Source organism: Azohydromonas sediminis (genome assembly GCF_003574675.1).
Taxonomy (GTDB): Bacteria; Pseudomonadota; Gammaproteobacteria; order Burkholderiales; family Burkholderiaceae_C; genus Calidifontimicrobium; species Calidifontimicrobium sediminis.
In genome coordinates, this window is sequence record NZ_QOAZ01000006.1 from 44923 (window position 1) to 70046 (window position 25124).

24 protein-coding genes are annotated in these 25124 nt (G+C 71.8%); 13 read left to right on the forward strand and 11 right to left on the reverse strand.

Going from position 1 to position 25124, the window contains the following annotated elements; genetic code table 11:
• Window positions 1-2 precede the first annotated feature (2 nt).
• The 3 genes from DRV96_RS05180 to DRV96_RS05190 form a co-directional block, all read right to left on the reverse strand.
• A complete protein-coding gene (locus DRV96_RS05180) occupies window positions 3-509 on the reverse strand; it encodes a tripartite tricarboxylate transporter TctB family protein (RefSeq protein WP_119288512.1) in 507 nt (168 codons plus the stop codon).
• 31 nt (window positions 510-540) lie between these two features.
• Window positions 541-1521 (reverse strand): Bug family tripartite tricarboxylate transporter substrate binding protein, encoded by a 981-nt coding sequence (locus DRV96_RS05185; RefSeq protein ID WP_119288513.1) that lies wholly within the window; start codon window positions 1519-1521, stop codon window positions 541-543.
• A gap of 127 nt (window positions 1522-1648) precedes the next feature.
• Window positions 1649-3175, reverse strand: a complete 1527-nt coding sequence (locus tag DRV96_RS05190; RefSeq protein ID WP_119288516.1) for an acyl--CoA ligase — start codon at window positions 3173-3175, stop codon at window positions 1649-1651.
• A gap of 239 nt (window positions 3176-3414) precedes the next feature.
• Between DRV96_RS05190 and DRV96_RS05195 the strand changes: the two genes are divergently transcribed.
• Window positions 3415-4242: a Crp/Fnr family transcriptional regulator gene (locus DRV96_RS05195; protein ID WP_119288518.1), complete on the forward strand. Its 828-nt coding sequence runs from the start codon at window positions 3415-3417 to the stop codon at window positions 4240-4242.
• A gap of 100 nt (window positions 4243-4342) precedes the next feature.
• On the opposite strand, the gene DRV96_RS05200 is transcribed toward DRV96_RS05195, so the two are convergent.
• Together DRV96_RS05200 and DRV96_RS05205 are read right to left on the reverse strand one after the other, a co-directional pair.
• Window positions 4343-5182 (reverse strand): class III extradiol dioxygenase family protein, encoded by an 840-nt coding sequence (locus tag DRV96_RS05200; protein WP_119288520.1) that lies wholly within the window; start codon window positions 5180-5182, stop codon window positions 4343-4345.
• An 18-nt stretch (window positions 5183-5200) separates the two neighbouring features.
• On the reverse strand, window positions 5201-5557 hold the full coding sequence (locus DRV96_RS05205) for a protocatechuate 4,5-dioxygenase subunit alpha (protein ID WP_119288522.1): 357 nt from the start codon (window positions 5555-5557) through the stop codon (window positions 5201-5203).
• 119 nt (window positions 5558-5676) lie between these two features.
• Between DRV96_RS05205 and DRV96_RS05210 the strand changes: the two genes are divergently transcribed.
• Entirely contained in the window at window positions 5677-6594 is a 918-nt protein-coding gene (locus tag DRV96_RS05210) for a LysR family transcriptional regulator (RefSeq protein ID WP_119288524.1), read from the forward strand.
• A gap of 12 nt (window positions 6595-6606) precedes the next feature.
• Here the strand turns inward: DRV96_RS05210 and DRV96_RS05215 are convergent, their stop codons facing one another.
• Window positions 6607-7563: an AraC-like ligand-binding domain-containing protein gene (locus DRV96_RS05215; protein ID WP_235823293.1), complete on the reverse strand. Its 957-nt coding sequence runs from the start codon at window positions 7561-7563 to the stop codon at window positions 6607-6609.
• 219 nt (window positions 7564-7782) lie between these two features.
• Here DRV96_RS05215 and DRV96_RS05220 point away from each other — a divergent pair, with 219 nt between their 5' ends.
• The 9 genes from DRV96_RS05220 to DRV96_RS05260 all read left to right on the forward strand — a co-directional run bounded on the left by DRV96_RS05220 (window position 7783) and on the right by DRV96_RS05260 (window position 18751).
• Window positions 7783-8994, forward strand: a complete 1212-nt coding sequence (locus DRV96_RS05220) for an amino acid ABC transporter substrate-binding protein (protein WP_119288526.1) — start codon at window positions 7783-7785, stop codon at window positions 8992-8994.
• Window positions 8995-9093: 99 nt separating this feature from the next.
• Window positions 9094-9975 (forward strand): branched-chain amino acid ABC transporter permease, encoded by an 882-nt coding sequence (locus DRV96_RS05225; RefSeq protein WP_119288528.1) that lies wholly within the window; start codon window positions 9094-9096, stop codon window positions 9973-9975.
• 17 nt (window positions 9976-9992) lie between these two features.
• Entirely contained in the window at window positions 9993-11012 is a 1020-nt protein-coding gene (locus tag DRV96_RS05230) for a branched-chain amino acid ABC transporter permease (RefSeq protein WP_119288530.1), read from the forward strand.
• A gap of 58 nt (window positions 11013-11070) precedes the next feature.
• Entirely contained in the window at window positions 11071-11847 is a 777-nt protein-coding gene (locus tag DRV96_RS05235; protein WP_119288699.1) for an ABC transporter ATP-binding protein, read from the forward strand.
• Window positions 11847-12650, forward strand: coding sequence for an ABC transporter ATP-binding protein (locus DRV96_RS05240; protein ID WP_119288532.1), 804 nt, complete (start codon window positions 11847-11849; stop codon window positions 12648-12650). The genes DRV96_RS05235 and DRV96_RS05240 overlap by 1 nt, the downstream gene beginning before the upstream one ends.
• Window positions 12651-12666: 16 nt before the next feature.
• On the forward strand, window positions 12667-14121 hold the full coding sequence (locus DRV96_RS05245; protein ID WP_119288534.1) for an aldehyde dehydrogenase: 1455 nt from the start codon (window positions 12667-12669) through the stop codon (window positions 14119-14121).
• Window positions 14122-14305: 184 nt separating this feature from the next.
• A complete protein-coding gene (locus tag DRV96_RS05250) occupies window positions 14306-16066 on the forward strand; it encodes a putative bifunctional diguanylate cyclase/phosphodiesterase (protein WP_162910954.1) in 1761 nt (586 codons plus the stop codon).
• Window positions 16059-16478 (forward strand): BLUF domain-containing protein, encoded by a 420-nt coding sequence (locus DRV96_RS05255; RefSeq protein WP_119288539.1) that lies wholly within the window; start codon window positions 16059-16061, stop codon window positions 16476-16478. The genes DRV96_RS05250 and DRV96_RS05255 overlap by 8 nt, the downstream gene beginning before the upstream one ends.
• Before the next feature lie 173 nt (window positions 16479-16651).
• Window positions 16652-18751, forward strand: a complete 2100-nt coding sequence (locus tag DRV96_RS05260) for a TonB-dependent receptor family protein (protein ID WP_235823294.1) — start codon at window positions 16652-16654, stop codon at window positions 18749-18751.
• Between the two features lie 8 nt (window positions 18752-18759).
• Here DRV96_RS05260 and DRV96_RS05265 read toward each other — a convergent pair whose 3' ends face one another.
• The 5 genes from DRV96_RS05265 to uraH form a co-directional block, all read right to left on the reverse strand.
• A complete protein-coding gene (locus DRV96_RS05265) occupies window positions 18760-18969 on the reverse strand; it encodes a 4-oxalocrotonate tautomerase (RefSeq protein ID WP_119288543.1) in 210 nt (69 codons plus the stop codon).
• Window positions 18970-18993: 24 nt separating this feature from the next.
• Window positions 18994-19746 (reverse strand): class II aldolase/adducin family protein, encoded by a 753-nt coding sequence (locus tag DRV96_RS05270; RefSeq protein ID WP_119288545.1) that lies wholly within the window; start codon window positions 19744-19746, stop codon window positions 18994-18996.
• 22 nt (window positions 19747-19768) lie between these two features.
• Window positions 19769-21262, reverse strand: a complete 1494-nt coding sequence (locus DRV96_RS05275) for a nucleobase:cation symporter-2 family protein (protein WP_119288548.1) — start codon at window positions 21260-21262, stop codon at window positions 19769-19771.
• A gap of 90 nt (window positions 21263-21352) precedes the next feature.
• Window positions 21353-22564 (reverse strand): urate hydroxylase PuuD, encoded by a 1212-nt coding sequence (locus DRV96_RS05280; protein ID WP_119288550.1) that lies wholly within the window; start codon window positions 22562-22564, stop codon window positions 21353-21355.
• Window positions 22565-22844: 280 nt separating this feature from the next.
• Window positions 22845-23195 carry a hydroxyisourate hydrolase gene (uraH, locus tag DRV96_RS05285; RefSeq protein ID WP_119288552.1) on the reverse strand — a complete coding sequence of 117 codons (351 nt, stop codon included), beginning with the start codon at window positions 23193-23195 and terminating at the stop codon, window positions 22845-22847.
• Between the two features lie 148 nt (window positions 23196-23343).
• On the opposite strand from uraH, the gene DRV96_RS05290 reads away from it, so the two are divergent.
• Both DRV96_RS05290 and puuE read left to right on the forward strand, forming a co-directional pair.
• Window positions 23344-24093, forward strand: a complete 750-nt coding sequence (locus DRV96_RS05290; RefSeq protein ID WP_119288555.1) for a GntR family transcriptional regulator — start codon at window positions 23344-23346, stop codon at window positions 24091-24093.
• 16 nt (window positions 24094-24109) lie between these two features.
• Window positions 24110-25072 carry an allantoinase PuuE gene (puuE, locus tag DRV96_RS05295; RefSeq protein WP_119288557.1) on the forward strand — a complete coding sequence of 321 codons (963 nt, stop codon included), beginning with the start codon at window positions 24110-24112 and terminating at the stop codon, window positions 25070-25072.
• The last annotated feature ends 52 nt before the right edge of the window (window positions 25073-25124 follow it).

Sequence of the window (25124 nt, forward strand, 5' to 3'; positions counted from 1 at the left end):
CCTCAGAACCCGAGCAGCGCTTCGATCGGGCCCTTGGGCAGCGACACGAGGAACCAGCGCTCGAACACGAGGAAGAACGCCAGCGGCACGCCCACCGCGACCGCCAGCGTCAGCGCGACGGCGTGACGGCCGTGGCGCCACATGAAGAAGCCGATCAGCAGCGTCGACGCGAGATAGATGCCCAGCCACGGGATCAGCGCGACGTAGACCGCCATCGGCCACAGGATCGTCAGCACGCTGCGGATCTGCGCGCGCTCGGCGAAGACCTCGACGCGGCGCCAGCGCACGATCTGCACGCCGGCCGTCCACGCGCCGGCGCCGAACATCGCCAGCGCGATGTAGAAGGGGAAGTAGCCCGACTGCGGGCCGTCGTCGGCCCAGCCGGCGCCGATGCGCCGGCTGTCGAACATCACGACGGCCGCCACGGCCATGAAGCCGAGCGCGACGAGCAGTTCGGGCCAGCGCACGCCGACCGTGCCGCCGTCGGCGGCGTCGTTCGATTCACTCATGGGAGGTCCGGGGGAATCGTGCGGGCGAGCGTCAATTGGCCAGGAAGCCAGCTTCCTTCATCAGCACGCGGTGCTGCTGCTCGGTGCGCGCGAGCCAGTCGAAGTACGGCTGGCCGCTCATCGAGGTCTGGTTGAACGCGCCCTTGGCCATGAACTCCTTCCACTCCGGCAGCGCGCGGACCTTGTCGAACAGGTCGACGTAGAACTTGACCTGCTCGGGCGTCGCGCCCGGCGTCATGAAGATGCCGCGCAGCATCGTGTACTCGACCGGGATGCCGGCCGACGAGCACGTCGGCAGGTCACCCCAGGCCTGCGTGGCGGTGACCTTCTCCTTGTACGGCAGCGGCTTGCTGTCGAACACGCACAGCGCGCGCAGCTTGCCGGCGCGCCAGTGGCTCTCGGCCTCGATCGGGTTGTTGACGGTCGCGTCGACGTGCCTGCCCACCAGCTGCGTGGCCACCTGCCCGCCGCCCGGGTACGGGATGTAGCTCATCTTCTTGCCGGCGGCCTTCTCGAGCGCGACGGTGATGATCTGGTCTTCCTGCTTGCTGCCGGTGCCGGCCATCTTGAGGCTGCGGTCCGGGCCGGCCTTCAGCGCGTCGAAGAACTGCTTGGGCGTCTGGTACGGCGACTCGGCGTTGACCCACAGCACGAAGTTGTCGAGCGCGAGCATCGCCACCGGCGTCAGGTCGCGCCAGTTGAACGGCACCGCGGTGCCCAGCGGTGTCGTGAACAGGTTCGACAGCGTGATGATGATCTTGTGCGGGTTGCCCTTGTCGCCCTTGACGTCGAGGAAGCCCTCGGCGCCGGCGCCGCCGCCCTTGTTGACGACGACGATCGGCTGCTTCATCAGGTTGTGCTTGGCCACGACGCCCTGGATGAAGCGCGCCATCTGGTCCGCGCCGCCGCCGGTGCCGGCGGGCACGACGAACTCGACGGGCTTCGACGGTTCCCACGCCAGCGCGCAGCCGGCGGCGAAGAAGGCGGTGGCAGCGACGAGCGAGCGGATCATGGGCTCTCCACGAAGGTCGGAATCGGGATTCCGACTGTAGAGACGCCCCCCGCTGGGCAACAACTTAGACTTTGTGGGCGCCGCCGCTAAGGGGCGCCTTAGTTTTACGGGCTAACCCTTTCGGGGCTTACCCGGTGAGGCCGAGCTTGGCGGCCAGCCCGATGCGCTGCAGCTTGCCGGTGGCGCCCTTGGGGATCTCGTCCATGAACAGGATCTTCTTCGGCACCTTGAAGTCGGCCGCGCGCGCGGCGACGAACTGCTGCAGCTCGCGCTCGGTGGCGGCCTGGCCCTCGCGCAGCACGACGACGGCGGCGACTTCCTCGCCGAGCTTGGCGTGCGGCATGCCGAACGTGACGACCTGCGCGACCGCCGGGTGGTCCATCAGGATCTCGTCGACCTCGCGCGGGCTGACCTTCTCGCCGCCGCGGTTGATGATTTCCTTGAGCCGCCCGGTGATGCTCAGGTACCCGTCGGCGTCCATCACGCCCTGGTCGCCGGTGCGGAACCACCCGTCGCGGAACGCCTCGGCGTTGGCCTTGGGGTTGTTCTCGTAGCCGGCGGTCACGTTCGGGCCGCGGATCACGATCTCGCCGGTGGCGCCGCGCGGCAGCAGCGTGCCGTCGTCGCCCATGATCGCAATCTCGGGGCCGGCGGCCACCCCCACCGTGCCGGGCTTGCGCACGCCCGGCGGCAGCGGGTTGCTCGCCATCTGGTGCGTCGCCTCGGTCATGCCGTAAGCCTCGATCAGCGGGCAGCCGAAGGTCTGCTCGATCTCGGCGATGACCTGCGGCGGGATCGAGCTGGAGCTGCTGCGGATGAAGCGCAGCGGGTGGCGGGCGATCACGTCGCGGTTCTTGTCGGCGCGCGCGAGGATCGTCTGGTGCATCGTCGGCACCGCGGTGTACCAGGTGGGCCTGGCCTCGTCCATCCACGCGAAGAACTTCAGCGCGTTGAAGCCCGGCGTGCAGAACACCTGCGAGCCGGCCGACAGCGGCGCGAGCACGCCGGCGATCAGGCCGTGGATGTGGAACAGCGGCATGATGTTCAGCCCGCAATCGGCCGGCGTGAACTGCAGCGTGCGCGCGATGTGCTGCGCCGACGCGGCGAGGTTCTTCTGCGACAGCGGCACGATCTTCGGGCGCGACGTCGTGCCCGACGTGTGCAGCAGCATCGACAGGTCATCGGCCTGGGCCGCGCCCGGCAGCGCGGCGGCGGCGCCGGCGTATGGCTCGCGCGGCTCGAGCGTGAAACGCCCGGCCGGCGCCCCATCGGCGACCACCAGGTCGATCACGCGCACGCCGTGCCGCGCGGCGACCTCGATCGCCGGCGATGGGCTGCCGCGCTCGACGATCAGCGCCTTGGCCCCGAGGTCCGACAGGTAGAAGTCGAACTCGTCGGCGCGGTACGCCGGGTTCAGCGGCGCGCTGGCCACCGCGCTGGCGCAGGCGACGAAGCAGGTCGCCATCTCGGGGCCGTTGGGCAGCACGATCGCGACGCGGTCGTTGCGGCCGAGGCCGAGCGCGTTCAGGCGCGCCGTCGTCTCGGCGACGAGCGCGCGCAGCCCGGCGAAGTTCAGCGGTGCGCGCCCGGGCGCCGAGATGGCGGTCGCGCCGTCGGCGCCTTGGGCCAGCAGGGGGTGCAAGGTGGTGTGCATGGACGACGGGCGCGGCGCGCGGGTGCGAAAGAAGGCCCGCGTTATACCGCGATCGCCGGGCACCCCCGACGCCCCGCCACCGGCGGACAGCCGGGCGCCGCGCCATCGCGGCGGCCGCTGCGGGGGTGTCGGCGCATGGCGTTGATCTGGCGCAATCCAGCGCGGGCGGGGCCGCGCGACGATGCGGGCACTGACATGGCCATCGGCCCGCCGCGGCCGCCACAAGGACAGACCACGCTATGAGCACCGACACCGGCACCCTCTCCCCGGCGGCGTCTGCGCGCGGTGTGCCGCGTGCGGCGACGCCGCCGCGGGCCCCGCTGGCCGCTGGGCCGGCGCTGCCGTATCCGGGCGGCGGCGAACGGGCGTCGCCGGCGCGGCGGCTCGCCCCGGCACTGGCCGCGCTCGGCGTCAGCGCCGCCGACGCGCAGGCGCTCGAGCGCGACGCGCGCACGCGGCTGGTCGCGCAGGGGCAACCCGTGTTCCAGCGCAGCGACGTCGCGCACACCGTCGTCGTGCTGCTGCAAGGCGATGTCGCGCTGGGCGTCGCGCTGGCCGACACGCAGTTCCGCCCCGAGCGGCTCGTGCACGCACCGGCCTGGCTTGATCTGGCGTCGGCCTGGCTCGACACCACCTTCCCGCTCGACGCGCGCGCACTGAGCCCGGTGGCGGTGGCCGAGTGGCCGCTCGACGTGCTGTCCCCGCTCGTCGAGCGCCGCCCGACGCTGGCACGCACGCTGATCGACGCGCTGGCCGCGCAGGTGCGCGCGCTGGCGCTGAACACCCACGAGCTGATGCACAAGGACGCGCCGGCGCGCCTGGCAGCGTGGCTGCACCAGCGCTGCGTACCGCGTCCGGGCGTGCCCGGCCAGGCGGTGGTGCAACTGCACGAGCGCAAACGCGACATCGCGTCGCAGCTGGCGATCACGCCAGAGACGCTGTCGCGCCTGATGCGCAGCTTCATGCAGCAGGGTGTGCTCGAAGTCAGCGGCTACACGGTGCACGTGCTCGACCCGGCGGCGCTGGCCGCGCTGGCCGACGGCCAGACGTCCCCCTGCGCCGGCTGAGCACCGCCCTGCCCGCACAGCCATCGCGTCGCACGGTGCGCTGCGGCCGGCGGGGCGCCGTCGTCGTACGGCCCGGCGCCGGCACGCACGCCGGCCGCGTTCAGCGGCGGTTTTCGAGCAGCAGCAGCCCGGCCGCGGTGTTCGAGATCGGGATGTGGTAGTTGCGGTGCAGTTCGCTCACGCGCCCGGTCAGCGCGCCGCGCGCGGCCAGCCAGTTCAGCAGTTCGATGCCCTGCGTGCCGACCTCGCGCACCAGTTCCTTGTTCGAGTACTGCGTCGCCCACGTCGGGTCGGCGGTCAGGCTGTCCATGAACTTCAGGTCGAACGCCTTGTTGATGTGGCCGGCGCGCTCGCCCTCGAGCTGGTGCGACAGCCCGCCGGTGCCGAGCACGAGCACGTTCGCGTCGCGCGGCCAGGCCTCGATCGCGCGGCCGACGGTCTGCCCGAGCTTGAAGCAGCGCGCCGCCGACGGCAGAGGGAACAGCACCGTGTTGATGCACACCGGCACCACCGTCACCGGCCACCGCTGGTCGGGCCACAGCAGCGCCATCGGCAGCGTGAACGCGTGGTCGACGAGCATCTCCTGGCACACCACCGGGTCGAACTCGGCGGCCACGAGCGACTCGACGAGGTGCCACGACAAGTCCTCGTCGCCGCCAAACGGCGGCACCTGCGGGATGCCCCAGCCCTCGTCGGCGTTGCGGTACTCGGGCGCGGCGCCGACCGCGAAGGTCGGCATCTTGTCGAGGAAGAAGTTCAGGCCGTGGTCGTTGTAGAACAGCACGACGACGTCGGGCCGGACTTCGCCGAGCCACTGGCGCACCGGGCCGAAGCCGTCGAAGAACGGCTTCCAGTACGGGTCCTGCTGCAGTTGCCGGGCGATCGCGCCGCCGATCGAGGGCACGTGCGAGGTCATGATGCTGCCGAGGATGCGGGCCATCGTCGTCTCCTTCGGAGTTCAGTCGCGGCCGGCGGCCACCAGCTTGGCCTTGAAGGCTTCTTTGGTCATGCCGGTCTGCTGCGCGCCGATGTCTTGCATGTCCAGCCCGAAGATGCCGGCGAACTTGGCCAGGTAGTACGCGTTGCCGCCGGCGGCCAGCAGTGCGAGCACGTTGCGGCTGCGCACGGCCTCGCGCTGTTCGGCGTTCAGCCCGTACTTCGCGCAGTAGGCGTCCTCGTCGGCGACGAACGCGGCACGGTTCGCGGCGTCGTTGAACGAGTAGCACATCTTGTTCAGCGCATAGCCCTTGCGCGCCATCGCACCGTCGAACAGCACGGTGCCGGGGATCGCGTCGTCGTCGCTCGTTGTGCGCATCGGCGGTCTCCTTTGCGTCGTCTTCGATCACACTCGGCCTGCCGCCACCGCGCGGGCCGCTCGGCCGCAGTGTCGGCACGCCGGCCGCGGCCGTAAACACGCCCGCCTTCATGTCTGACATGAGCCGTTTCGATCATTTGGACCTCGACCCGCGGCTGCTGCAGCTGCTGGTCGCCGTCGTCGAGGAGCGCTCGATCACGCGCGCGGCCGGGCGGCTGGGCGTGACGCAGTCGGCCGTCAGCCACGGGCTCGAGCGGCTGCGCGCGATCGTCGGTGACGCGGTGGTCGTCAAGTCGGGGCGCGGCGTCGTGCCCACCGCGCACGCCGAAGCGCTCGCGGTGCGCGCGCGCGAGCTGCTCGAGGCGCTGCGCGGATTCGCCGCCGCCGGGACGTTCGAGCCGGCGCGGCTGGTGGCCACCGTGCGCATCGCCGCCAACGACCTGCAGCGCGACCTGCTGCTGCCGCGGCTGTTCGCGCGGCTGCACGACGCGGCACCGGGGCTCAGGCTGCACGTCGTGCCGTCGGAGGTGCCCAGTGCCGAGATGCTGCGCGACGACGGCTGCCACCTCGTGATCTCGCCGCGCCCGCCCGAAGCGGGCGACATCGTGCACAAGCGCCTGTTCGAGGACGGTTACCGCGTCTTCTACGACGCGAGCCAGCGCGACGCGCCGTCCACGCGCGAGGCCTACGAGCAGGCCGAGCACGTGACGGTGCTGCGCGACGCAGGCCGCGCGCTGGACATCGACCGCGTGCTCGGCGCCGCCGGCGTGCAGCGGCGCTTCGTCGTGCAGGTGCCCGACTTCGCCGGCGTGCGTCCGTTCGTGCGCGGCAGCCGACGGCTGGCGACGCTGCCCGGTCTGCTGCGCGTGGACCTGCTGCGCGGGCTCGCGCATGCGCCGGTGCCGGTGGCGTGCCCGCCGATGCCGATGTACATGGTGTGGCACCTGCGCTACCAGACCGACCCGATGCACCAGTGGCTGCGCCGCGAGCTCGAGGCGGTCGTCGCGCCCGCGCTGGAGGCGGCGCGCGCGGCGTGACGCGCTGCCGCGTCAGCCGCCGCCGTGCAGCCGGCGGTAGTCGCTCGGCGACATCCCGGTGGCGGCTCGGAACACGCGGCTGAAGTGCGCCAGGCTCGTGAAGCCGCGGTCGAGCGCGATGTCGGTGATCGCGCGATGCGCCTGGCGCGGGTCGGCGAGGTCGGCGCGGCACGCGTCGAGCCGCTGCGCGAGCACGTAGCCGGCCACGCCGTCGGGCTCGTCGGCGAAGGCGTTGTACAGCTGCCGGCGCGACACGTTGAGCGCGCGCGCGATCGCGTCGACGCTCAGCCGCGGGTCGCCGAGGCGCTGCGCGACGTGGCGCTTGATGCGCTCGCGCAGCGCCTCGCGCTGCGTCGCCGCGGTGCCGCGGCCGGCGAGGTCGAGCAGCGACAGGTGCACGCAGTGCGTGATCAGCTCGCCGACACCGCGTGCCGCGTCGGGGCCCATCGTCGGCAGCTCGCGGTACGCGTGGCGCATCGTCTCGAGCGCGAGCCGCGCGACGCCGCCGTCGCCAAGCGGGCGCGCACACAGCTGCGGCAGCGGCAGGCCGCGCTCGACCAGGCTCGCCTTGGGCACCATCACGATCAGGTGTTCGACGCGCACCGGGTTGTCCACCGCGTAGGTGTCGGTGGTGTCGTACAGGCTCCACTGCCCGGGGCCGACCCACGCGCGGCGACCGTGCTGCTCGACGCCGGCGCGCCCCTGCAACGGCGCGACGATCTTGACGTAGCCGGTGTCGCTGCGCCGCACCAGCGAGCGCGAACGCATCACGCGGTGGCGGTTGGCCTCGAGCCTTGTCAGCACGACGTCGCCGGCGTGCGCGCTGACCATGCGCCCGTCGAAGGTGGTGTCGCCGTACAGGTCCGACTCGAGGCCGCCGAACAGGCGGTGGATCCAGTCGGCCCAGAACGCGACGCGCTCGCGCGGCGACACCTCGTCGGTCGTCATCAGCGCGGCAGCGGTGGTCATCGCGGCACCCACGGGTCGTGGCGGAGCGCAAATTATCCCGGGCCCCACCCGCCGCGGCCGCAGCAGGAGCCGTCGCCCGACCTAGGGAAAGTCCGAGGCCACCGTGCACAAATCGTCAAGTCCGATTGCACGCGCAGGCAAGCACGGCCGCGGGCCGCCGCCTAGAGTGCGCGTGCGGCCCGCTGGCTGCCCTCACCCGAGACGACCAGGAGACACGCGATGAGCCAAGACACCCGTTCCCCCGGCCTGACCCGCCGCCGCGCCACGCAGGCGCTGGCCGTCGGCGCCGCCGCGCTGTCGGCGCCGATGCTGTCGCTGGCGCAGGCGCAACCCGTGCGCGTCGGCTACGCGATCGCGCGCACCGGCCCGTGGACCGCCGGCGCGCAGGTCAGCCAGGAGCCCAACTACATCCTGTGGGCCGAGCAGCAGAACGCCGCCGGCGGCCTCAACGTCGGTGGCACGCGGCGCCGCATCGAACTCGTCAGCAGCGACGACCGCAGCGAGATCGAGACCTGCGTGCGCACCTACGAGAAGCTGATGGGCAGCGACAAGGTCGACCTGATCCTGCCGCCGTGGGGCAGCAACGCCAACTTCGCCGTCGCGCCGCTGGCCAACCGCTTCGGCTACCCGTTCCTCGCGCCGACCGCGCTGTCGCGGCGCCTCGTCGAGATGAAGCTGCCGTACTTCTTCCTGATGCTGCAGCAGCCGGCGCCGATGACCCACGCGCTCGTCGAGCTGCTGAAGAGCCAGGGCGTCAGGAGCGTTGCCGTGATCTACGTCGACGACCTCTTCGGGCTCGAGAACTACGCCGCGCTCAAGGTCGCGCTGCAGGGCTCGGGCATCAGCATGGTCGAGGACAAGAGCTACCCCGGCGGCGTCAAGGACCTGTCGCCGGTGCTGCGCTCGATCAAGGACAAGAACCCCGACGCCTTCATCGGCTTCACGTACCCGCCCGACACGATCCTCGCGAGCCGCCAGGCCAAGGAGATCGGCTTCAACCCGAAGGTGTTCTACGCCTCGGTCGGCACCGCGTTCCAGCTGTACCGCAACGTGATGGGCGCCAGCGCCGAAGGCGTGATGGGCATGGGCTCGTGGAACCAGAAGACGAGCCCCGGCGCGAAGGCGTACTTCGACGCGCACACCAAGCGCTTCGACGGCAAGGAGCCCGACCGCTGGGCCAGCGGCGCGTGCTGGGCGGCGCTCGAGATCCTGACCGCCGCCGTCGCGCGCCACGGCCTGGACCGCAAGGCGATCCGCGACTACGTCGCGAACAACGAGCACAGCACGATCCTCGGCAAGATCCGGTTCAACGGCAGCGAGAACGTCGGCACGCCCGGCTCGGTGAGCCAGTGGCAGAAGGGCGAGTTCGAGGTCGTCTGGCCGAAGTCCATCGCCACCGCCGCGCCGATCGCCAAGCCGGCCTGGGCGTGATCCGGACAGGCGACCGTCCCTGCGGACGGTCGCCTCGCCGGATCACGGGCCGAACGCGTCTCGCGCGTTCGGCCGGGGCCTCCATTCGCACGCCAATTCATGTCCCTCGGCGCCTGGCTCGAACTGATCGCTTCCGGTGTCATCACCGGCAGCATCTACGCGCTCGTCGCGCTCGGGCTGAACCTGCAGTACGGGCTGATGCGCATCCTGAACATCGCGCACGGCGAGTTCCTGATGCTCGGCGCCTTCGTGACCTGGGTCGCGGCCACCACCTTGGGCTGGTCGCCGCTGGCGATGATCCCGCTGAGCTTCGCGCTGACCTTCGTGCTCGGCCTCGTCATCCACCGCCTGTGGTTCAAGCGCCTGACCGACACGTCGCCCAACGTCGACGTGTTCGAGGCGCGCGCGCTGATGGTCAGCTTCGGCCTGATGTTCCTCGTGCAGAACTTCGCGTCGTGGGTGTGGGGCGGCGAGCTGCGCGGCTACGACTACCTGACCGACCCGGTCGCCATCGGCGGCGCGCAGTTCGCGGCCAACAAGCTGCTCGTGCTCGCGCTGTCGCTCGTGTTCTCGGCGGCGCTGATCGTGCTGCTGCGCACGACGCTGCTCGGCAAGGGCGTGCGTGCGCTGATGCAGTCGCCCACCGGCGCGCAGCTCGTGGGCATCAACACCAAGACGCTGCACCCGCTGATGTTCGGCATCGGCCTGGGCCTGTCGGGCGTCGCCGGGTGCCTCCTGTCGATGACCTACACGATCGCGCCGGCGATGGGCGAGCCCTACACCGTCACCGCGCTGATCGTGATCACGCTCGGCGGCTTCGGCAGCATGGGCGGCGCGCTCGCCGGCGGGCTGCTGCTGGGTATCGTCGAGGCGGTGGGCATGCACTTCACGAGCCCGTCGCTGAAGTCGCTGCTGTCGTACACGGTGTTCATCGCCGTGCTGCTGCTGCGCCCCAACGGGCTGTTCCACCGCAAGCGCTGAGCCCCGGGGGGACCTGCGTGAACGACCGCCAGATCCTGACCCGCGACCTACTGGTGCTGTTCGGCCTCACCGGCTGGGCGCTCGCGGTCCCGTACTACGGCAGCGAGTTCGCGGTGTCGATGGCGCTGTCGTGCCTGATGTACATCGCGCTCGCGACGAGCTGGAGCCTGTTCTGCGGCACGACGCGGTACCTGTCGCTGGCCACCGCGGCGTTCTTCGGCATCGGCGCCTACACGAGCGCGCTGACGATGGAAGGCCACGGCTGGACGCTGGCCATCGTCTACGGTGCCGGCATCGCGACGGCGGCGGCCGTCGTGATGGGCGCACTCGTGCTACACCTGCGCGGTACCTACTTCGCGGTGCTGACCTTCGGCATGACGGAGCTGATCCGCCACGCGATCACCTACTGGGAGAAGCAGGTCACCGGCACCGTGGGCCGCGTGCTCGTCGTCGTGCCCGAGCGCGACACGGTCTACCTGACGGTGCTCGCGCTCGCGGTGCTCGCGGTCGCGACGTCGATCGTCGTGCGGCGCACGCGCTTCGGCCTGGCGATGCGCGGCATCGGCAGCGACGAGCAGCGCGCGCAGACGCTCGGCGTCGACACGCGGCGGGTCAAGATTGCCGGCTTTGCGCTCACCGCCGCGTTCGCCGGCGCGGTCGGCGCGGCGATGAGCGTGCGCTGGACCTACATCGACCCGACGACCGTCTTCAACCCCTTCATCGGCTTTCAGACCGTGCTGATCGCGCTGATCGGCGGCGCCGCGACGCTGTGGGGCCCGCTGATCGCGGCCATCGTGTTCAGCCTGCTCGCCGAGACGCTGCGCCTGCAGCTGCCGCAGCTGTACATGATGACGCTCGGCCTGCTGCTGATCCTGTCGGTGCTGTACCTGCCGGGCGGCCTGGCGTCGCTGCGCTGGCAGACGCTGCGCGGCTGGTGGAACGACACCCGGGCGTGGTGGAAGGAGAAGCGCTACGAGTGGAGCGGCGACAAGGCCCGCGACGAGCAGCGCGAGAAGGAGCGCAGGGTTGTCATCTGACCCGCACATCAGCCACACGCGGCCCGACGGCACGCCGCACGACGCGCACGTGCCGGTGCTGCTCGACGCGCACGAAGTCACGGTGCGCTTCGGCGGGCTCACGGCCGTCGACGGCGTCAGCGCGCAGTTCCGCGCCGGCGAGCTGGTGGGCATCATCGGCCCGAACGGAGCCGGCAAGACGACGTTCTTCAACGCGATCTCGGGCGTGCAGGAGCCGACCTCGGGCCGGCTCGTGGTTCACGGCCGCAACCTGACCGGCCGCAAGCCGCACCGCTTCGCTGCGCACGGCGTCGCGCGCACGTTCCAGACGCCGCGCACCTTCGCCGAGATGCGCGTGCGCGACAACATCGCGTTCGGCCTCAAGTTCGCCGGCCGCCGGCCACGCAAGTACGTGTTCTGGGGCGACGAGGACGGCGTGCCGTGGGCGCTGCGCACGCCCGACAGCATCCTCAAGCTGATCGGGCTCGACCACCTCGCCGACCTGCCGGCCGCGGCGATCACGCCGAGCCAGCAGCGCCTGCTCGAGATCGGCATGGCGCTGGCCACGCGGCCGAAGCTGCTGCTGCTCGACGAGGTCGCTGCAGGTCTCACGGAAGGCGAGATCGAGGAGATGGCGCGGCTCGTCCGCCGCATGCGCGACGAGCTCGACCTGACCGTGATCTGGATCGAGCACGCGGTGACGATCCTGCTGCGCCACGTCGAGCGCGTCATCGTGCTGCACCAGGGGCGCAAGATCGCCGACGGGCCGCCGGCCGACGTCGTGCGCGACCCCGAGGTCGTCGAGGCCTACCTCGGCGACGAAATGATCGACGACACCGCCGAGGTGACGCCGTGATGTGGTGGCGCCCGGACCCGTTCGTGCTCGGCGGCACCGGCCGCGCACACCTGAAGGTGCAGGGCCTCGCCGCCGGCTACGGCCCGTTCCTCGTGCTGCGCGACCTCATGCTCGAGGCGCGCCCGGGGCTCACGGTGATCCTCGGCCCCAACGGCGCCGGCAAGACGACGCTGCTCAAGGCGCTGGCGGGCCTGATCCCGCGGCGCGGCATCGTCACGCTCGACGGCGACGACCTGCCCGAGAAGACGCACGAGATCGTGCGCGCCGGTGTCGCGCTGGTGGCCGAGGGCCGGCAGCTGTTCCCACAGATGACGGTCGCCGAGAACCTCGAGCTCGGCGGCTGGCTCGTGCCCAGGGCCGAGCGCGCGCGCCGCATCGACGAGGCGTTCACGAACTTCCCGAAGCTGCGCGAGCGCGCGAACCAGCTCGCCGGCACGATGAGCGGCGGCGAGCAGCAGATGGTCGCCGTCGCACGCGCGATGGTCAGCCACCCGCGCCTGCTGATGCTCGACGAGCCGTCGCTCGGCCTCGCGCCGAAGATGGTCGACGAGCTGCTCGCGATCGCGCGGCGCATCGCCGACGCCGGCACGACGGTGCTGATGGTCGAGCAAAACGTCAAGAAGGCGCTCGCGGTGGCCGACCGCGGCTACGTGCTCGAGCGTGGCCAGCTCGTTGCCAGCGGTGCCGCGAAGCTGCTCGCCCGCTCGACGGTCGTGCGCGAGGCCTACCTCGGCGCCGCCGAGTCCGACACCACCACCGCCGCCGACGCGGCGCACCGGCGCCGCACCGCGACGCCCGCCTGACCCGAAGGAGAACCCCATGTCCGACCTGTCGATGCTGATCAACGGCCTGAAGGTGACGGCCGAGAAGAACGCGACGTTCGAGCGGCGCAACCCGCTCGACGGCACCGTCGCGACGCGCGCGCCGGCCGCCTCGCCCGCCGACGCCGTGATGGCCGTCGAAGCCGCCGCCGAGGCGTTCAAGACCTGGAGCGAGACGGGCCCGAGCGCGCGCCGTGCGCTGCTGCTCAAGGCCGCCGACGCGCTCGAGGCCAAGACGCCGCAGTTCGTCGAGGCGGTGCCCGCCGAGACCGGCGCCACCGGCATGTGGGCCGGCTTCAACGTGATGCTCGCCGCCGGGATGATCCGCGAGGCCGCGGCGCTGACGACGCAGGTCGCCGGCGAGGTGATCCCGTCCGACGTGCCCGGCAGCCTCGCGATGGGCGTGCGCCAGCCCGCCGGCGTCGTGCTCGGCATCGCGCCGTGGAACGCGCCGATCATCCTCGGCGTGCGCGCGATCGCCACACCGCTGGCGTGCGGCAACACCGTGATCCTCAAAGGCAGCGAGAACTGCCCGCGCACGCACGCGCTGATCGTCGAGGCGTTCCAGGACGCGGGCTTTCCGCCCGGCGTCGTCAACTACATCACCAACGCGCCGGCCGACGCCGGTGCGGTGGTGGAAGCGATGGTCGCGCACCCGGCGGTGCGGCGCGTCAACTTCACCGGCTCGACGCGCGTGGGCAAGATCATCGCGATGACCTGCGCGAAGTACCTGAAGCCCGTCGTGCTCGAGCTCGGCGGCAAGGCGCCGCTGGTGATCCTCGACGACGCCGACCTCGACGACGCGGTCAACGCCGCCGCGTTCGGCTGCTTCGCCAACAGCGGGCAGATCTGCATGTCGACCGAACGCATCGTCGTCGACCAGAAGGTCGCCGACGAGTTCGTCAGGAAGTTCGCCGACAAGGCCAAGAGCCTGCCGCTGGGCGACCCGCGCAAGCCCGAGCCCGTCGTGCTCGGCTCGGTGGTCGGCATGGCCACCGTCGAGCACTGCAACGCGCTGATCGACGACGCGCTGGCCAAGGGTGCCAAGCTGGTGTGTGGCGGCAAGGCCGACTCGACGCTGATGCCGGCGACACTGCTCGACCACGTGACGCCCGAGATGCGCATCTACCGCGAGGAGACCTTCGGCCCCGTCAAGGCCATCGTGCGCGTCAGGGGCGTCGAGGAGGCGATCGCGTGCGCCAACGACAACGAGTACGGCCTCTCCGCCGCGGTGTTCGGACGCGACATCGCGCGCGCGTTCAACGTCGCGCGCAAGATCGACTCGGGCATCTGCCACGTCAACGCGCCGACCGTGCACGACGAGGCGCAGATGCCTTTCGGCGGCGTCAAGGGCTCGGGGATCGGGCGCTTCGGCGGCAAGGCGGGCATCGCCGAGTTCACCGAGCTGCGCTGGATCACGGTGCAGACGCAGCCGCGGCACTACCCGTTCTGAGCCGGTGCTCGCGTGCCGGCGGACAGGGGCCTGCGCGCGCGTGACATCTTGCGCGGCGCAGTGCCTGCGTGGCACTGTCCTGCGGTCGCAGACGGCTCAAGCGGCTTCACCCATGTGCCGATGACCACGGTGAGCCGAGTTCGCGGCCCCCTCGCCGGGCGGTCGTCGTACGATGACCGCCACCGTGTCCACCCGTGAAACCGCCGCGCCCACGACGCCCGCCGCGACACCGGCGGGCGACGGCGCGGGCGTGCTCGGACTGGCGGCCGAGAACGCCGCGCTGCGGCTGGCGATCGAGCGGCTGCCGCACGGGCTGTGCATGTTCGACAGCGCCGACCGGCTCGTGTTGGCCAACCGGCGCTACCGCGAGATCTGGGACCTGCCCGAGGCGCTGATGCGCCCCGGCACGCCGTTCGCCGAGGTCCTCGCCGCCACGCGCGGGCGCGAAGCCGAGTGGAGCCGCCTGGCCGAGCTGCCGCCGCCCGACCGCGACCGCACGCGCCGGCGTGAATGGGTGATGGACGACGGGCGCACGATCTCGATCGTCGTCACGCGCCTGGCCGACGGCACCGCGATCGCGGTGCACGAGGACGTCACCGAGCAGCGGCGCACCGAGGCACAGATCGCACACCTCGCGCGCCACGACGCACTGACCGGTCTCGTCAACCGCGCGGTGCTGCGCGAGGAACTCGAGCGGCTGCTCGCGCGCAACGCGCGCGGCGAGGACCTCGCGCTGCTGTACCTCGACCTCGACCGCTTCAAGGCCGTCAACGACAGCCACGGGCACCCGGTGGGCGACGCGCTGCTGCGCGAAGTCGCCGCGCGGCTGCGCGCCTGCGTGCGCGACACCGACCTCGTCGCGCGGCTGGGCGGCGACGAATTCGCGATCGCGCAGTGCGGCGCGCCGCAGCCGACCGCGTCGCGCCGGCTCGCGCAGCGCCTGATCGAGGCGCTGTCGGCGCCGTTCGAGATCGCCGGCGTGCAGGCGCACATCGGCACCAGCGTCGGCATCGCGGTGGCGCCGTTCGACGGCGACGACCCCGACACGCTGCTGAAGAACGCCGACCTCGCGCTGTACCGCGCGAAGGCCGACGGGCGCGGCACGATGCGCTACTTCGAACCGGGCATGGACGAGCGCGCCCGCCGGCGCCGTACGCTCGAGGCCGATCTGCGGGAGGCGCTCGCTCTGCAGCAGTTCCACCTCGAGTACCAGCCGGTGGTGCGCGTGGCCGACGCGGCCGTGTGCGGCGTCGAGGCGCTGCTGCGCTGGCGGCACCCGTTGCGCGGCATGGTGTCGCCCGCCGAGTTCGTGCCGCTGGCCGAAGACACCGGCCTCATCGTGCCGATCGGCCGCTGGGTGCTCGAGCAGGCCTGCCGCGACGCGCTGCGCTGGCCGGCGTCGGTGCGCGTCGCGGTCAACGTGTCGGCCGTGCAGTTCCGCCACGGCGCGCTGCTGCGCGACGTCGCGCACGCGCTGGCGCACAGCGGGCTGGCGGCCGGGCGGCTCGAACTCGAGATCACCGAGTCGGTGATGCTGCGCGAGCCGGCGCAGGCCGTCGCACAGCTCGCGCAGCTGCGCGCGCACGGCGTCGGCGTCGCACTCGACGACTTCGGCACCGGCTACTCGTCGCTGTCGACGCTGCACGCCTTCCGGTTCGACCGGCTCAAGATCGACCGCTCGTTCGTGCACGACCTCGGGCGCAACCCGGGCGCGCGCTCGATCGTGCGCGCCGTCGCCGGGCTGGGCCGCAGCCTCGGCATCGCGACGACGATCGAGGGCGTCGAGACGGCCGAGCAGCTCGCCATCGCGCGCGACGAAGGCTGCGTCGAGGCGCAGGGCCACCTGTTCAGCCGGCCGCGCCCGGCCGACGAGATCACCGCGTTCGTCGCGGCTGCCGCCGCGCGCGGCGCCGACGCACGCGCACGGGAGGACGCCGATGTTTGAACGCCTCGTCTACGTCAGCCGCGCAGCGCCCGGCGTCGGCGCGCGCGACGCCTACGACATCGTGCGCACCGCGCACAACCGCAACAGCCAGCTCGGCCTGACCGGGGCGCTCGTCTTCGTCGACGGCCACTTCGTGCAGGTGCTCGAGGGCGATGCGTTCCACCTGCGCCAGCGCTTCGCCGTCATCGCCGCCGACCCGCGCCACACCGACGTGCAGGTGCGCGAGCACGTCGCGATCGACGAGCGCCTGTTCCCCGACGAGTGGATGGCGCTGCGCCACGGCGACGAGGTGCCCGAGACCATGCGGCGCGAGTTCGTCGACGCGGCGGGCGCGGCACCGCACCACTGGTCCGCCGAGCGCCTGCTGGCCTATGTGCGTGCGGCCTGCGCCGGTGCCGCAGCGCCGCGCTGACTCCGGCGTCGGGCCCGCTGCGGGCCTTCTTCAGTCCGCGCCCACGGGCCTGGCGGACGCGACCGCCCCGCTATCATCGATCGGTGACCACGCACCTGCGAGCCAACGAGATGTCTGTGCCGTTGCGGCCCCGTCGCCCCCCTCGCTGTCCCACTGCGCCGGATCTTCGCCGCGTGCGCGGCGTCGCCGTCGCCGCGGCCATCGCGCTGTCGGCGACGTCGGCCGCGGCGCAGTCGACGGCCGATGCGACGACGCGTGTCATCGTGACCGCCAGCGGCGCCGAGCTGCGCCTGTTCGACACACCGTACGCCGCCGGCGTGATCGATGCCGACGAGCTGCGCGCGGCCGGCCCGATGGTCAACCTGTCGGAGGCGATGGCGCGCGTGCCGGGGGTCGTCGCGAACAACCGCCACAACTACGCGCAGGACCTGCAGATCCACTCGCGCGGCTTCGGGGCACGCGCCTCGTTCGGCGTGCGCGGCATCCGGCTGTACACCGACGGCATTCCCGCCACCGGCCCCGACGGCCAGGGACAGGTGTCGCACTTCGACCTCGCCGGCGCGCAGCGCGTCGAGGTGCTGCGCGGACCGTTCTCGGCGCTGTACGGGTCGAGTTCGGGCGGCGTGATCTCGCTCGTCAGCGCGGCGCCGACCGAGCGGCGCTGGCTGCTCGGCGGCGACGTCGGCAGCGACGGGCTGTGGCAGGCGCGCGCCGGCGTCGAGGCGCCTTTCGACGGCGGCTTCAGCCTGCGCGCGAGCGCGAGCCACTTCGAGATCGACGGCTTTCGCCCGCACAGCAGTGCGCAGCGCACGCTGGGCAACGCTCGCCTGGGCTGGGACGGGGCGCGCGACCGCGTCGTGCTGATCGTCAACGCGCTCGACCAGCCCGCGCTCGACCCGCTCGGGCTCACGCGCACGCAGTTCGAAACCGACCCCGACCAGACGACGCCGCAGGCGCTGCTGTACGACACCCGCAAGAACACCCGCCAGGAGCAGGCCGGGCTCGCATGGCGCCACCGCTTCGACGACGCCGGCGCACTCAGCGAGAGCCGCGTCGCGGCCTACGTCGGCCAGCGCTCGGTGACGCAGTGGCAGGCGATCCCGTTCACGGTGCAGGCATCGCCGACGCACCCCGGCGGCGTGATCGACTTCGACCGCGACTATGGCGGCGTCGACGCGCGCCTCGTGTGGCGCTGGGCGCTGGCTGGCGAGCGCAGCGCGCAGCTGGTGGCCGGTGCCAGCGTCGACGGCAGCATCGAGCACCGGCACGGCTACGAGAACTTCGTCGGCACGACCGACGCCGACCGCGTGCTCGGCGTCACCGGTGCGTTGCGGCGCGACGAGCGCAACCGCGTGACGACGCGCGACGTCTACGCGCAGGCCGAGGCCGACCTCGCACGCGACTGGACCGCCACACTGGGCGTGCGCCACGGCCGCGTCGAGTTCCGCAGCGACGACCGCTACCTCGTCAACGGCGACGATTCGGGCTCGCGCGCCTTCGGCTACACGAACCCGGCGGCGGCGCTGCAGTGGCGCGTGACGCCGGCGCTGAACCTGTACGTCAGCGCCGGCCGCGGCTTCGAGTCGCCGACGTTCAACGAACTCTTTTACCGACCCGACGGCCTGGCCGGCTTCAACACCGGGCTGAACGCACAGACCAGCCGCCAGTGGGAGGCGGGGCTGAAGTGGCGCGACGCGTCGCGCGGCCTCGCGTTCGACGTCGCCGTGTTCGACATCCGCACCGACGACGAGATCGGCGTGGCCAGCAGCAGCGGCGGGCGCACGACGTTCCGCAACGTCGGGCGCACGCTGCGGCAGGGTGCCGAGTTCGATCTGCGCTGGCGCATCGCCGACGGCTGGCGCGCGCAGCTCGCCGCGAGCTGGCTCGACGCGACGTACCGCGACACGCTGCCGTCGACGCCGATCGTCGCCGGCAACCGCATCGCCGGCACGCCCGACGCCTGGGGCTATGCCGAGCTGGCGTGGCTGCCGGCCCGCGGCGTCGAGCTCGCACTCGAAGCCCGCGGCCAGAGCGACGTGCCCGTCAACGACGCCAACACCGACTTCGCCGAGGGCTTCGTCCTGACGGCGCTGCGCGCGCGCTGGCAGCGCGACCTGGGCGCGGGCCGGCTCGAGCTGCTGGCACGGCTCGACAACCTCGCCGGCCGGCGTGTCGCCGGCAGCGTGATCGTCAACGAGGCCAACCAGCGCTACTTCGAGCCGGCGCCCGGGCGCACCTGGCTGCTCGCGGCGCGCTGGAGCGCGCCGTTCTGAACGCCGCCTCAGCCGCCGGCCGGCTTCGGCAGTGCCTTGTCGCTCCACAGCTGGCCGCCGGTGGCCCAGTCGTGGCGCGCGATGTCGTAGAACAGGATGTCGACGCCGTCGGCACTGCCGCCGAGCGTCCTGACGCAGGCTTCGGTCAGCGCCTGCGCCAGCGCCCGTTTCTGCTCGACGCTGCGGCCTTCGAACAGTTCGACGCGGATCGTGGGCATGGTCGGTCTCCTCGGGGGTGAAGTTCAGTCGCGGTAGCCGGGCATGACGCGGTCGAGGCGGCGCAGCAGCGCCGGCCACTCGACGTCGCCGTCCCACTCGCGGCCGTCGCCGACCCACTGGCGGTAGGTCGCCTCGGCCAGCGCGGGCGCGACGCCGGTGACGCGGCCGGGTGCCGCGGCCATCGCGCGCAGCTGCGCCTGCGCGGCGCGCTCGAGCAGGTGCATCAGCATGTAGGCCTCGGCCACCGTGCGCCCAACGACGAGCGGCCCGTGGTGCTCGAGCAGCACGCCGTCGAGTGGCCCGAGCCGCTGCACGAGCCGCCGCTGCTCGTCGGGCCCGAGCGCGAGCCCCTCGTAGGCGTGGCGACCGAGACGCCCCCACAGCCGCATCGCCCACTGCGACGTCGGCAGCAGCCCTTCGGGCAGCGCACACAGTGCCACGCCCCACGGGCTGTGCAGGTGGATCACGCACTCGACGTCGGGCCGCGCCGCGTGCACCGCGCCGTGGATCGCGAAGCCGCTCGGGTTGACCGCCGCACCCGAGCCGTCGACGACGCGGCCGGCGACGTCGACCTTGACGAGGTTCGACGCGCAGACCTCGTCGAACGCGAGGCCGAAGCGGTTGATCAGGTACACGCCCGGTTCGCCCGGCACGCGGGCCGACAGGTGCGTGTAGACGGTGTCGTCCCAGCCGGCCAGCGCCGCCAGCCGGTACGCGGCCGCGAGGTCGACGCGCACCTGCGCTTCGGTGCGGGGCGGGCGGGGCGGCGTCGTCACGGGGTCGTCGCTCGGCCGTGACTCAGTGCGCCTCGGCCGTCTTCGCGGCCTCGACCGCGCCGACGGTGTCGCCCTTCGCGCCGTTGAAGAACAGGTTCAGCGCGACGGCGCTGATCGCGGTGAGCAGGATGCCCGACTCGAGCAGCGGGTGCAGCCCGTGCGCCATGTGCTGCGTCCAGCGCGGAGCCACCAGAGGGATCAGCCCGAAGCCGATCGACAGCGCGACGATGTACAGGTTGTGGCGGTTGCCCTTGAAGTCGACCGTCGACAGGATGCGGATGCCGGTGGCCGCGACCATGCCGAACATCACGAGGCCGGCGCCGCCGAGCACGAAGGTCGGGATCGACTCGACGAGCGCCGCCATCTTCGGCAGCGTGCCGAGCACGATCATGATGACGCCGCCGGCCACGCACACCCAGCGGCTCTTGACGCCGGTGACGCCGACCAGCCCGACGTTCTGCGAGAAGCTGGTGTACGGGAACGTGTTGAACACGCCGCCGATCACGGTGCCCAGACCGTCGACGCGCAGCCCGGCGGCGAGCTCGGCCTGCCCGATCTTCTTGCCGGTGATCTCCGACAGCGCGAGGAACATCCCGGTCGACTCGATCATCACGACGATCATCACCAGCGTCATCGTCAGGATCATCACGAGGTCGAAGGTCGGCATGCCGAACGCGAACGGCGTGACGACGTCGAACCACGCGGCCTTGCCGACCTTGTCGAAGTGCATCTTGCCCAGCGCCACCGCGACGACGCAGCCGAGCACGATGCCCAGCAGCACCGCGACGTTGGCGACGAAGCCGCGCGTGTACTTGACGAGCAGCAGGATGAACACGAGCACGAGGCCGGCCACCGCGAGGTTGTCGAGCGCGCCGTAGTTCGGGTTGTCGACCATCGGGATCGGCCCCGGCAGCTTGACCGCGGGCGGCGCGGCGCCCGGCGCCACCGGGGCGTTCAGCGCCGGCTCGATCAGCTTGGTCATCTCGACGAGCTTCGGCACGTCGACGCTCTGCGCGAGCGTCGGCGGCCCGCCCATCGCCCAGCCGACCCCCACGCGCATCAGGCTGATGCCGATGATCGCGATGATCGTGCCGGTGACCACCGGCGGGAAGAAGCGCAGCATCCGGCTCATCAGCGGCGCGATCAGCACCGACAGCACACCGGCGCCGATGATCGCGCCGAAGATCGCGCGCGCGCCCTCGACGCCGCTTTGCGCGTTGGCCATCGCGACCATCGGCCCGACGGCGGCGAAGGTGACGCCCATCATCACTGGCAGCCGGATGCCGAAGTACTTCGTGAAGCCGAGCGACTGGATCAGCGTGACGATGCCGCACGCGAACAGGTCGGCCGAGATCAGCATCGCGACCTGCTCGGGGCTGAGCTTGAGCGCGCGGCCGACGATCAGCGGCACCGCGATCGCGCCGGCGTACATCACCAGCACGTGCTGCAGGCCGAGCGCGGCGAGCCGCCCGAGGGGCAGTCTTTCGTCCACCGGGTGGACGGCGTTCGTGGTCATGCGGGTGTCTCCTCGTCGTTCGTGTCGGTGCGACGCCAATCCCCGGTCGCGAGGGGGTGTGGCCGCGGTGCGGCCGTGCCAGGAAAGGGGTCAGTCGACCGGCGCGCCGCTGTCGAACCAGCGCTTGACGAGCGCGCGCTCGGCGTCGGTGATCTGCGTCGCGTTGTTCAGCGGCATCAGCCTGAGCACCGCGGTCTGCTGGTAGACCGCCTGCGCGTGCTGCCTGAGCAGCTCGGGCGTGTGCAGCGCGACGTTCTTGTTCTGCACCTGCGCGTTGTGACAGACGACGCAGCGCTGGTCGATCACGGCGCGCACCTCGGCGTAGGTGGGAGGCTGCGCGGCGGCAGCGCGCTGCTCGGCGCTTTGCGGCGGCGGCGCGAGCCACACCGCCAGCCCGACGAGCACCGCGGTGCCGACCACGGCGTGCTCCCACGGCGCGCGCCGCCCCTCGACGTGCGCCTTGTGGCGCGCGACGAAGCTGTGGCGGATCAGCGCGCCGGCGAGCATCAGCAGCACGAGCACGAGCCAGTTGTGCGGCCCCTGGACCAGCCAGCCGTAGTGGTTGCTCAGCATCGCGACGATGACCGGCAGCGTGAAATAGGTGTTGTGCACGCTGCGCTGCTTGCCGCGCCGGCCGTGGATCGGGTCGGGGTCGCGCCCGGCGCGCAGGTCGGCGACGACCTTGCGCTGGCCCGGGATGATCCAGAAGAACACGTTGGCGCTCATCGCCGTGGCGATCATCGCGCCGACCAGCAGGAACGCCGCGCGCCCGGCGAACAGCTGGCACGCGAGCCACGACGCAAACACGACGAACGCGAACACGAACACGCCGACGACCAGGTCGCCGTGGTGGCGCTGGCCGAAGGCACGGCAGATCACGTCGTAGACGACCCAGAACGCGACGAGGAAGCCGAGCGCCGCGGCGATCGCCGCGCCCGGCGACCAGTCGAACACCGTCTTGTCGACGAGGAAGGTGCCGGCGTTGAACAGGTACAGCACCGTGAACAGCGCGAAGCCGGTGAGCCACGTGCTGTAGCTCTCCCAGTACGACCAGTGCAGGTTCTCGGGCAGCGGCCGCCAGCGTGGCGCGACCAGGTACTTGTTCGAGTGGTAGAAGCCGCCGCCGTGCACGGCCCACATCTCGCCGTCGACGCCCTTGGCCTTCAGGTCGGCGTCGTGCGGCTTCGTCAGGCTGTTGTCGAGCATGACGAAGTAGAACGACGAGCCGATCCACGCGATCGCGGTGATCACGTGCGCCCAGCGCAGCAGCAGGTTGGCCCAGTCGAGGAGGTATGCGTCCATCAGGCGCTCACCGTCGCGCAACACGCACCGGCACGCCGGTGCACCCTCCCCTCACCACAGCGGGCTCTGTGAGGAGCGAACGTCGCAAACCGCAGGCGGCGGGCCGGGCCCGTCGCGCGGGCGCCGCGGCGACGTCGGCAAAGTGTATACACGACGGTGCACGATGCCGCACGGGTTTACCCTGCCACTTCGTCGCGCGGCAGTCAAAACTGAGGGTCGCGCGACGTCATCGATGCCGCCGGGCGGGGGCATCGAAGGAGCACTGCCCGCCGCCTGCCGCTCAGCTGCCGCGGTAGGTGCCGTAGCTCCACGGACTGGCCAGCAGCGGCACGTGGTAGTGGGCCGCCGCATCGGCGATGCCGAACTCGATCGGCACCTCGTCGAGGAACGGCGGCTCGGGAAGCGCGGCGCCGCGGCCGCGGAAGTACGCTGCCACTGCGAACACGAGCCGGTAGCGGCCGCGCTGCAGCGCCTCGCCCTCGAGCAGCGGCGCGTCGGCGCGGCCGTCGTGGTTCAGCACCACGGTCTTGAGCACGCGCTCGCCGCCGTCGAGTCGCAGCAGCGTGACGCGCATGCCGGCCGCGGGGCAGCCGTTGGCGGTGTCGAGAACGTGCGTGGTCAGTTTGCCCATCGTGTGTGCCTCGGGGCGACGCGGGGTGCGGCGTCGCGGTGCGGTGGAGAGTCGGATATCGAGGGAGAACCCTGAACGCGCAGCACTTGCGCGTCGCGACCGAGTGTATACACTTGAGCACACACGTCAATCGACGCCGCCCCGCCCCATGCCGCGCAGCCGTGCCCAGCTCCAGGTCGTCGACGCCACCGGCGGCCGTCGCGGCGCCGCGCGGCGCACGAAGGCCGCCGAGGCGTCGACGACGCAGCGCATCGTCGAGTCGGTCACGACGGCGATCGTCGAACGCCGCCTGATGCCGGGCACCAAGCTCGCCGAGCAGCCCATCGCCGACATCTTCGGCGTCTCGCGCACCGTCGTGCGCCAGGCCCTGAACCAGCTCAGCCGCGACCACCTCGTCACGCTCGAGCCCGCGCGCGGCGCCTTCGTCGCGACGCCCAGTGTCGAGGAAGCGCGCCAGGTGTTCGAGGTGCGCGCGATGCTCGAGGCCGCGCTCGTGCAGCGGCTCGCCACCAGCATCACCGACACGCAGCTCGCCGAACTGCGCGCGCACCTGCGTGCCGAGCGCGAGGCGCTCGCACGCACCGACGTGCCGGGCCGCACGCGGCTGCTCGCCGACTTCCACGTCGTGCTCGCACGCCTCCTCGGCAACGACGTGCTCGCCGAACTGCTGGCCGACCTGCTGCGCCGCTCGTCGCTGATCGCGCTGATGTACCAGTCGTCGCACTCGGCCGAGGTCTCGCACGCCGAGCACGAGCGCATCGTCGACGCGCTCGCGCAACGCGACGGCAAGGCCGCCGTCAAGCTGATGTCGCACCACCTGCACAGCGTCGAGCACAACCTGCACCTGGACCCGCGCGTGCCCGACCTCGCCGCCGCGCTGCGCCCGCCGCGTGCCTGAACCCCTCGAAGCCACGATGACCCCCGCCCCTTCGAACCCCGGCCGCTACCCGCGCGACCTCGCCGGCTACGGCCGCAACCCGCCGCACCCGCACTGGCCCGGCCAGGCGCGCGTCGCGGTGCAGTTCGTCCTCAACTTCGAGGAAGGCGGCGAGAACAGCGTGCTGCACGGCGACGCCGCAAGCGAAGTCTTCCTGTCGGAGATGTTCAACCCCGCGGCCTACCCGGCGCGCCACCTGTCGATGGAGTCGATCTACGAGTACGGCTCGAGGGTGGGCGTGTGGCGCATCCTGCGCGAGTTCGAGCGCCGCGGCCTGCCGCTGACGGTGTTCGGCGTGTCGATGGCGCTCGAGCGCTGCCCTGACGTGACCGCCGCCTTCGTCGAGCTCGGCCACGAGATCGCGTGCCACGGCTGGCGCTGGATCCATTATCAGAACGTCGACGAGGCCACCGAGCGCGAGCACCTGCGCATCGGCATGCAGATCGTCGAAAGGCTGACGGGGCAGCGCCCGCTGGGCTGGTACACCGGCCGCGACAGCCCGAACACGCGCCGCCTCGTCGCCGACCACGGCGGCTTCGAATACGACAGCGACTACTACGGCGACGACCTGCCGTTGTGGCTGCAGGTGCGCAAGAGCGACGGCACGCTGGCGCCGCACCTGGTCGTGCCGTACACGCTCGACTGCAACGACATGCGCTTCGCGCTGCCGCAGGGCTTCAGCCACGGCGACGAGTTCTTCGAGTACCTGCGCGATGCGTTCGACGTGCACTGGGCCGAAGGCGCGGAGCGCCCGGCCATGATGAGCATCGGCATGCACTGCCGCCTGCTCGGCCGCCCCGGGCGCATGCGCGCGCTGCAGCGCTTCCTCGACCACATCGAGGCGCACGATCGCGTGTGGGTCGCGCGGCGCATCGACATCGCCCGGCACTGGAAAGCCACGCACCCGTTCGACGCGGCCACCGCCTTCGTCTGGGAATGAAGCCCATGCCCCCACGCTCACTTCGTTCGCTGCCCCCCGAGGGGGCGCGGGC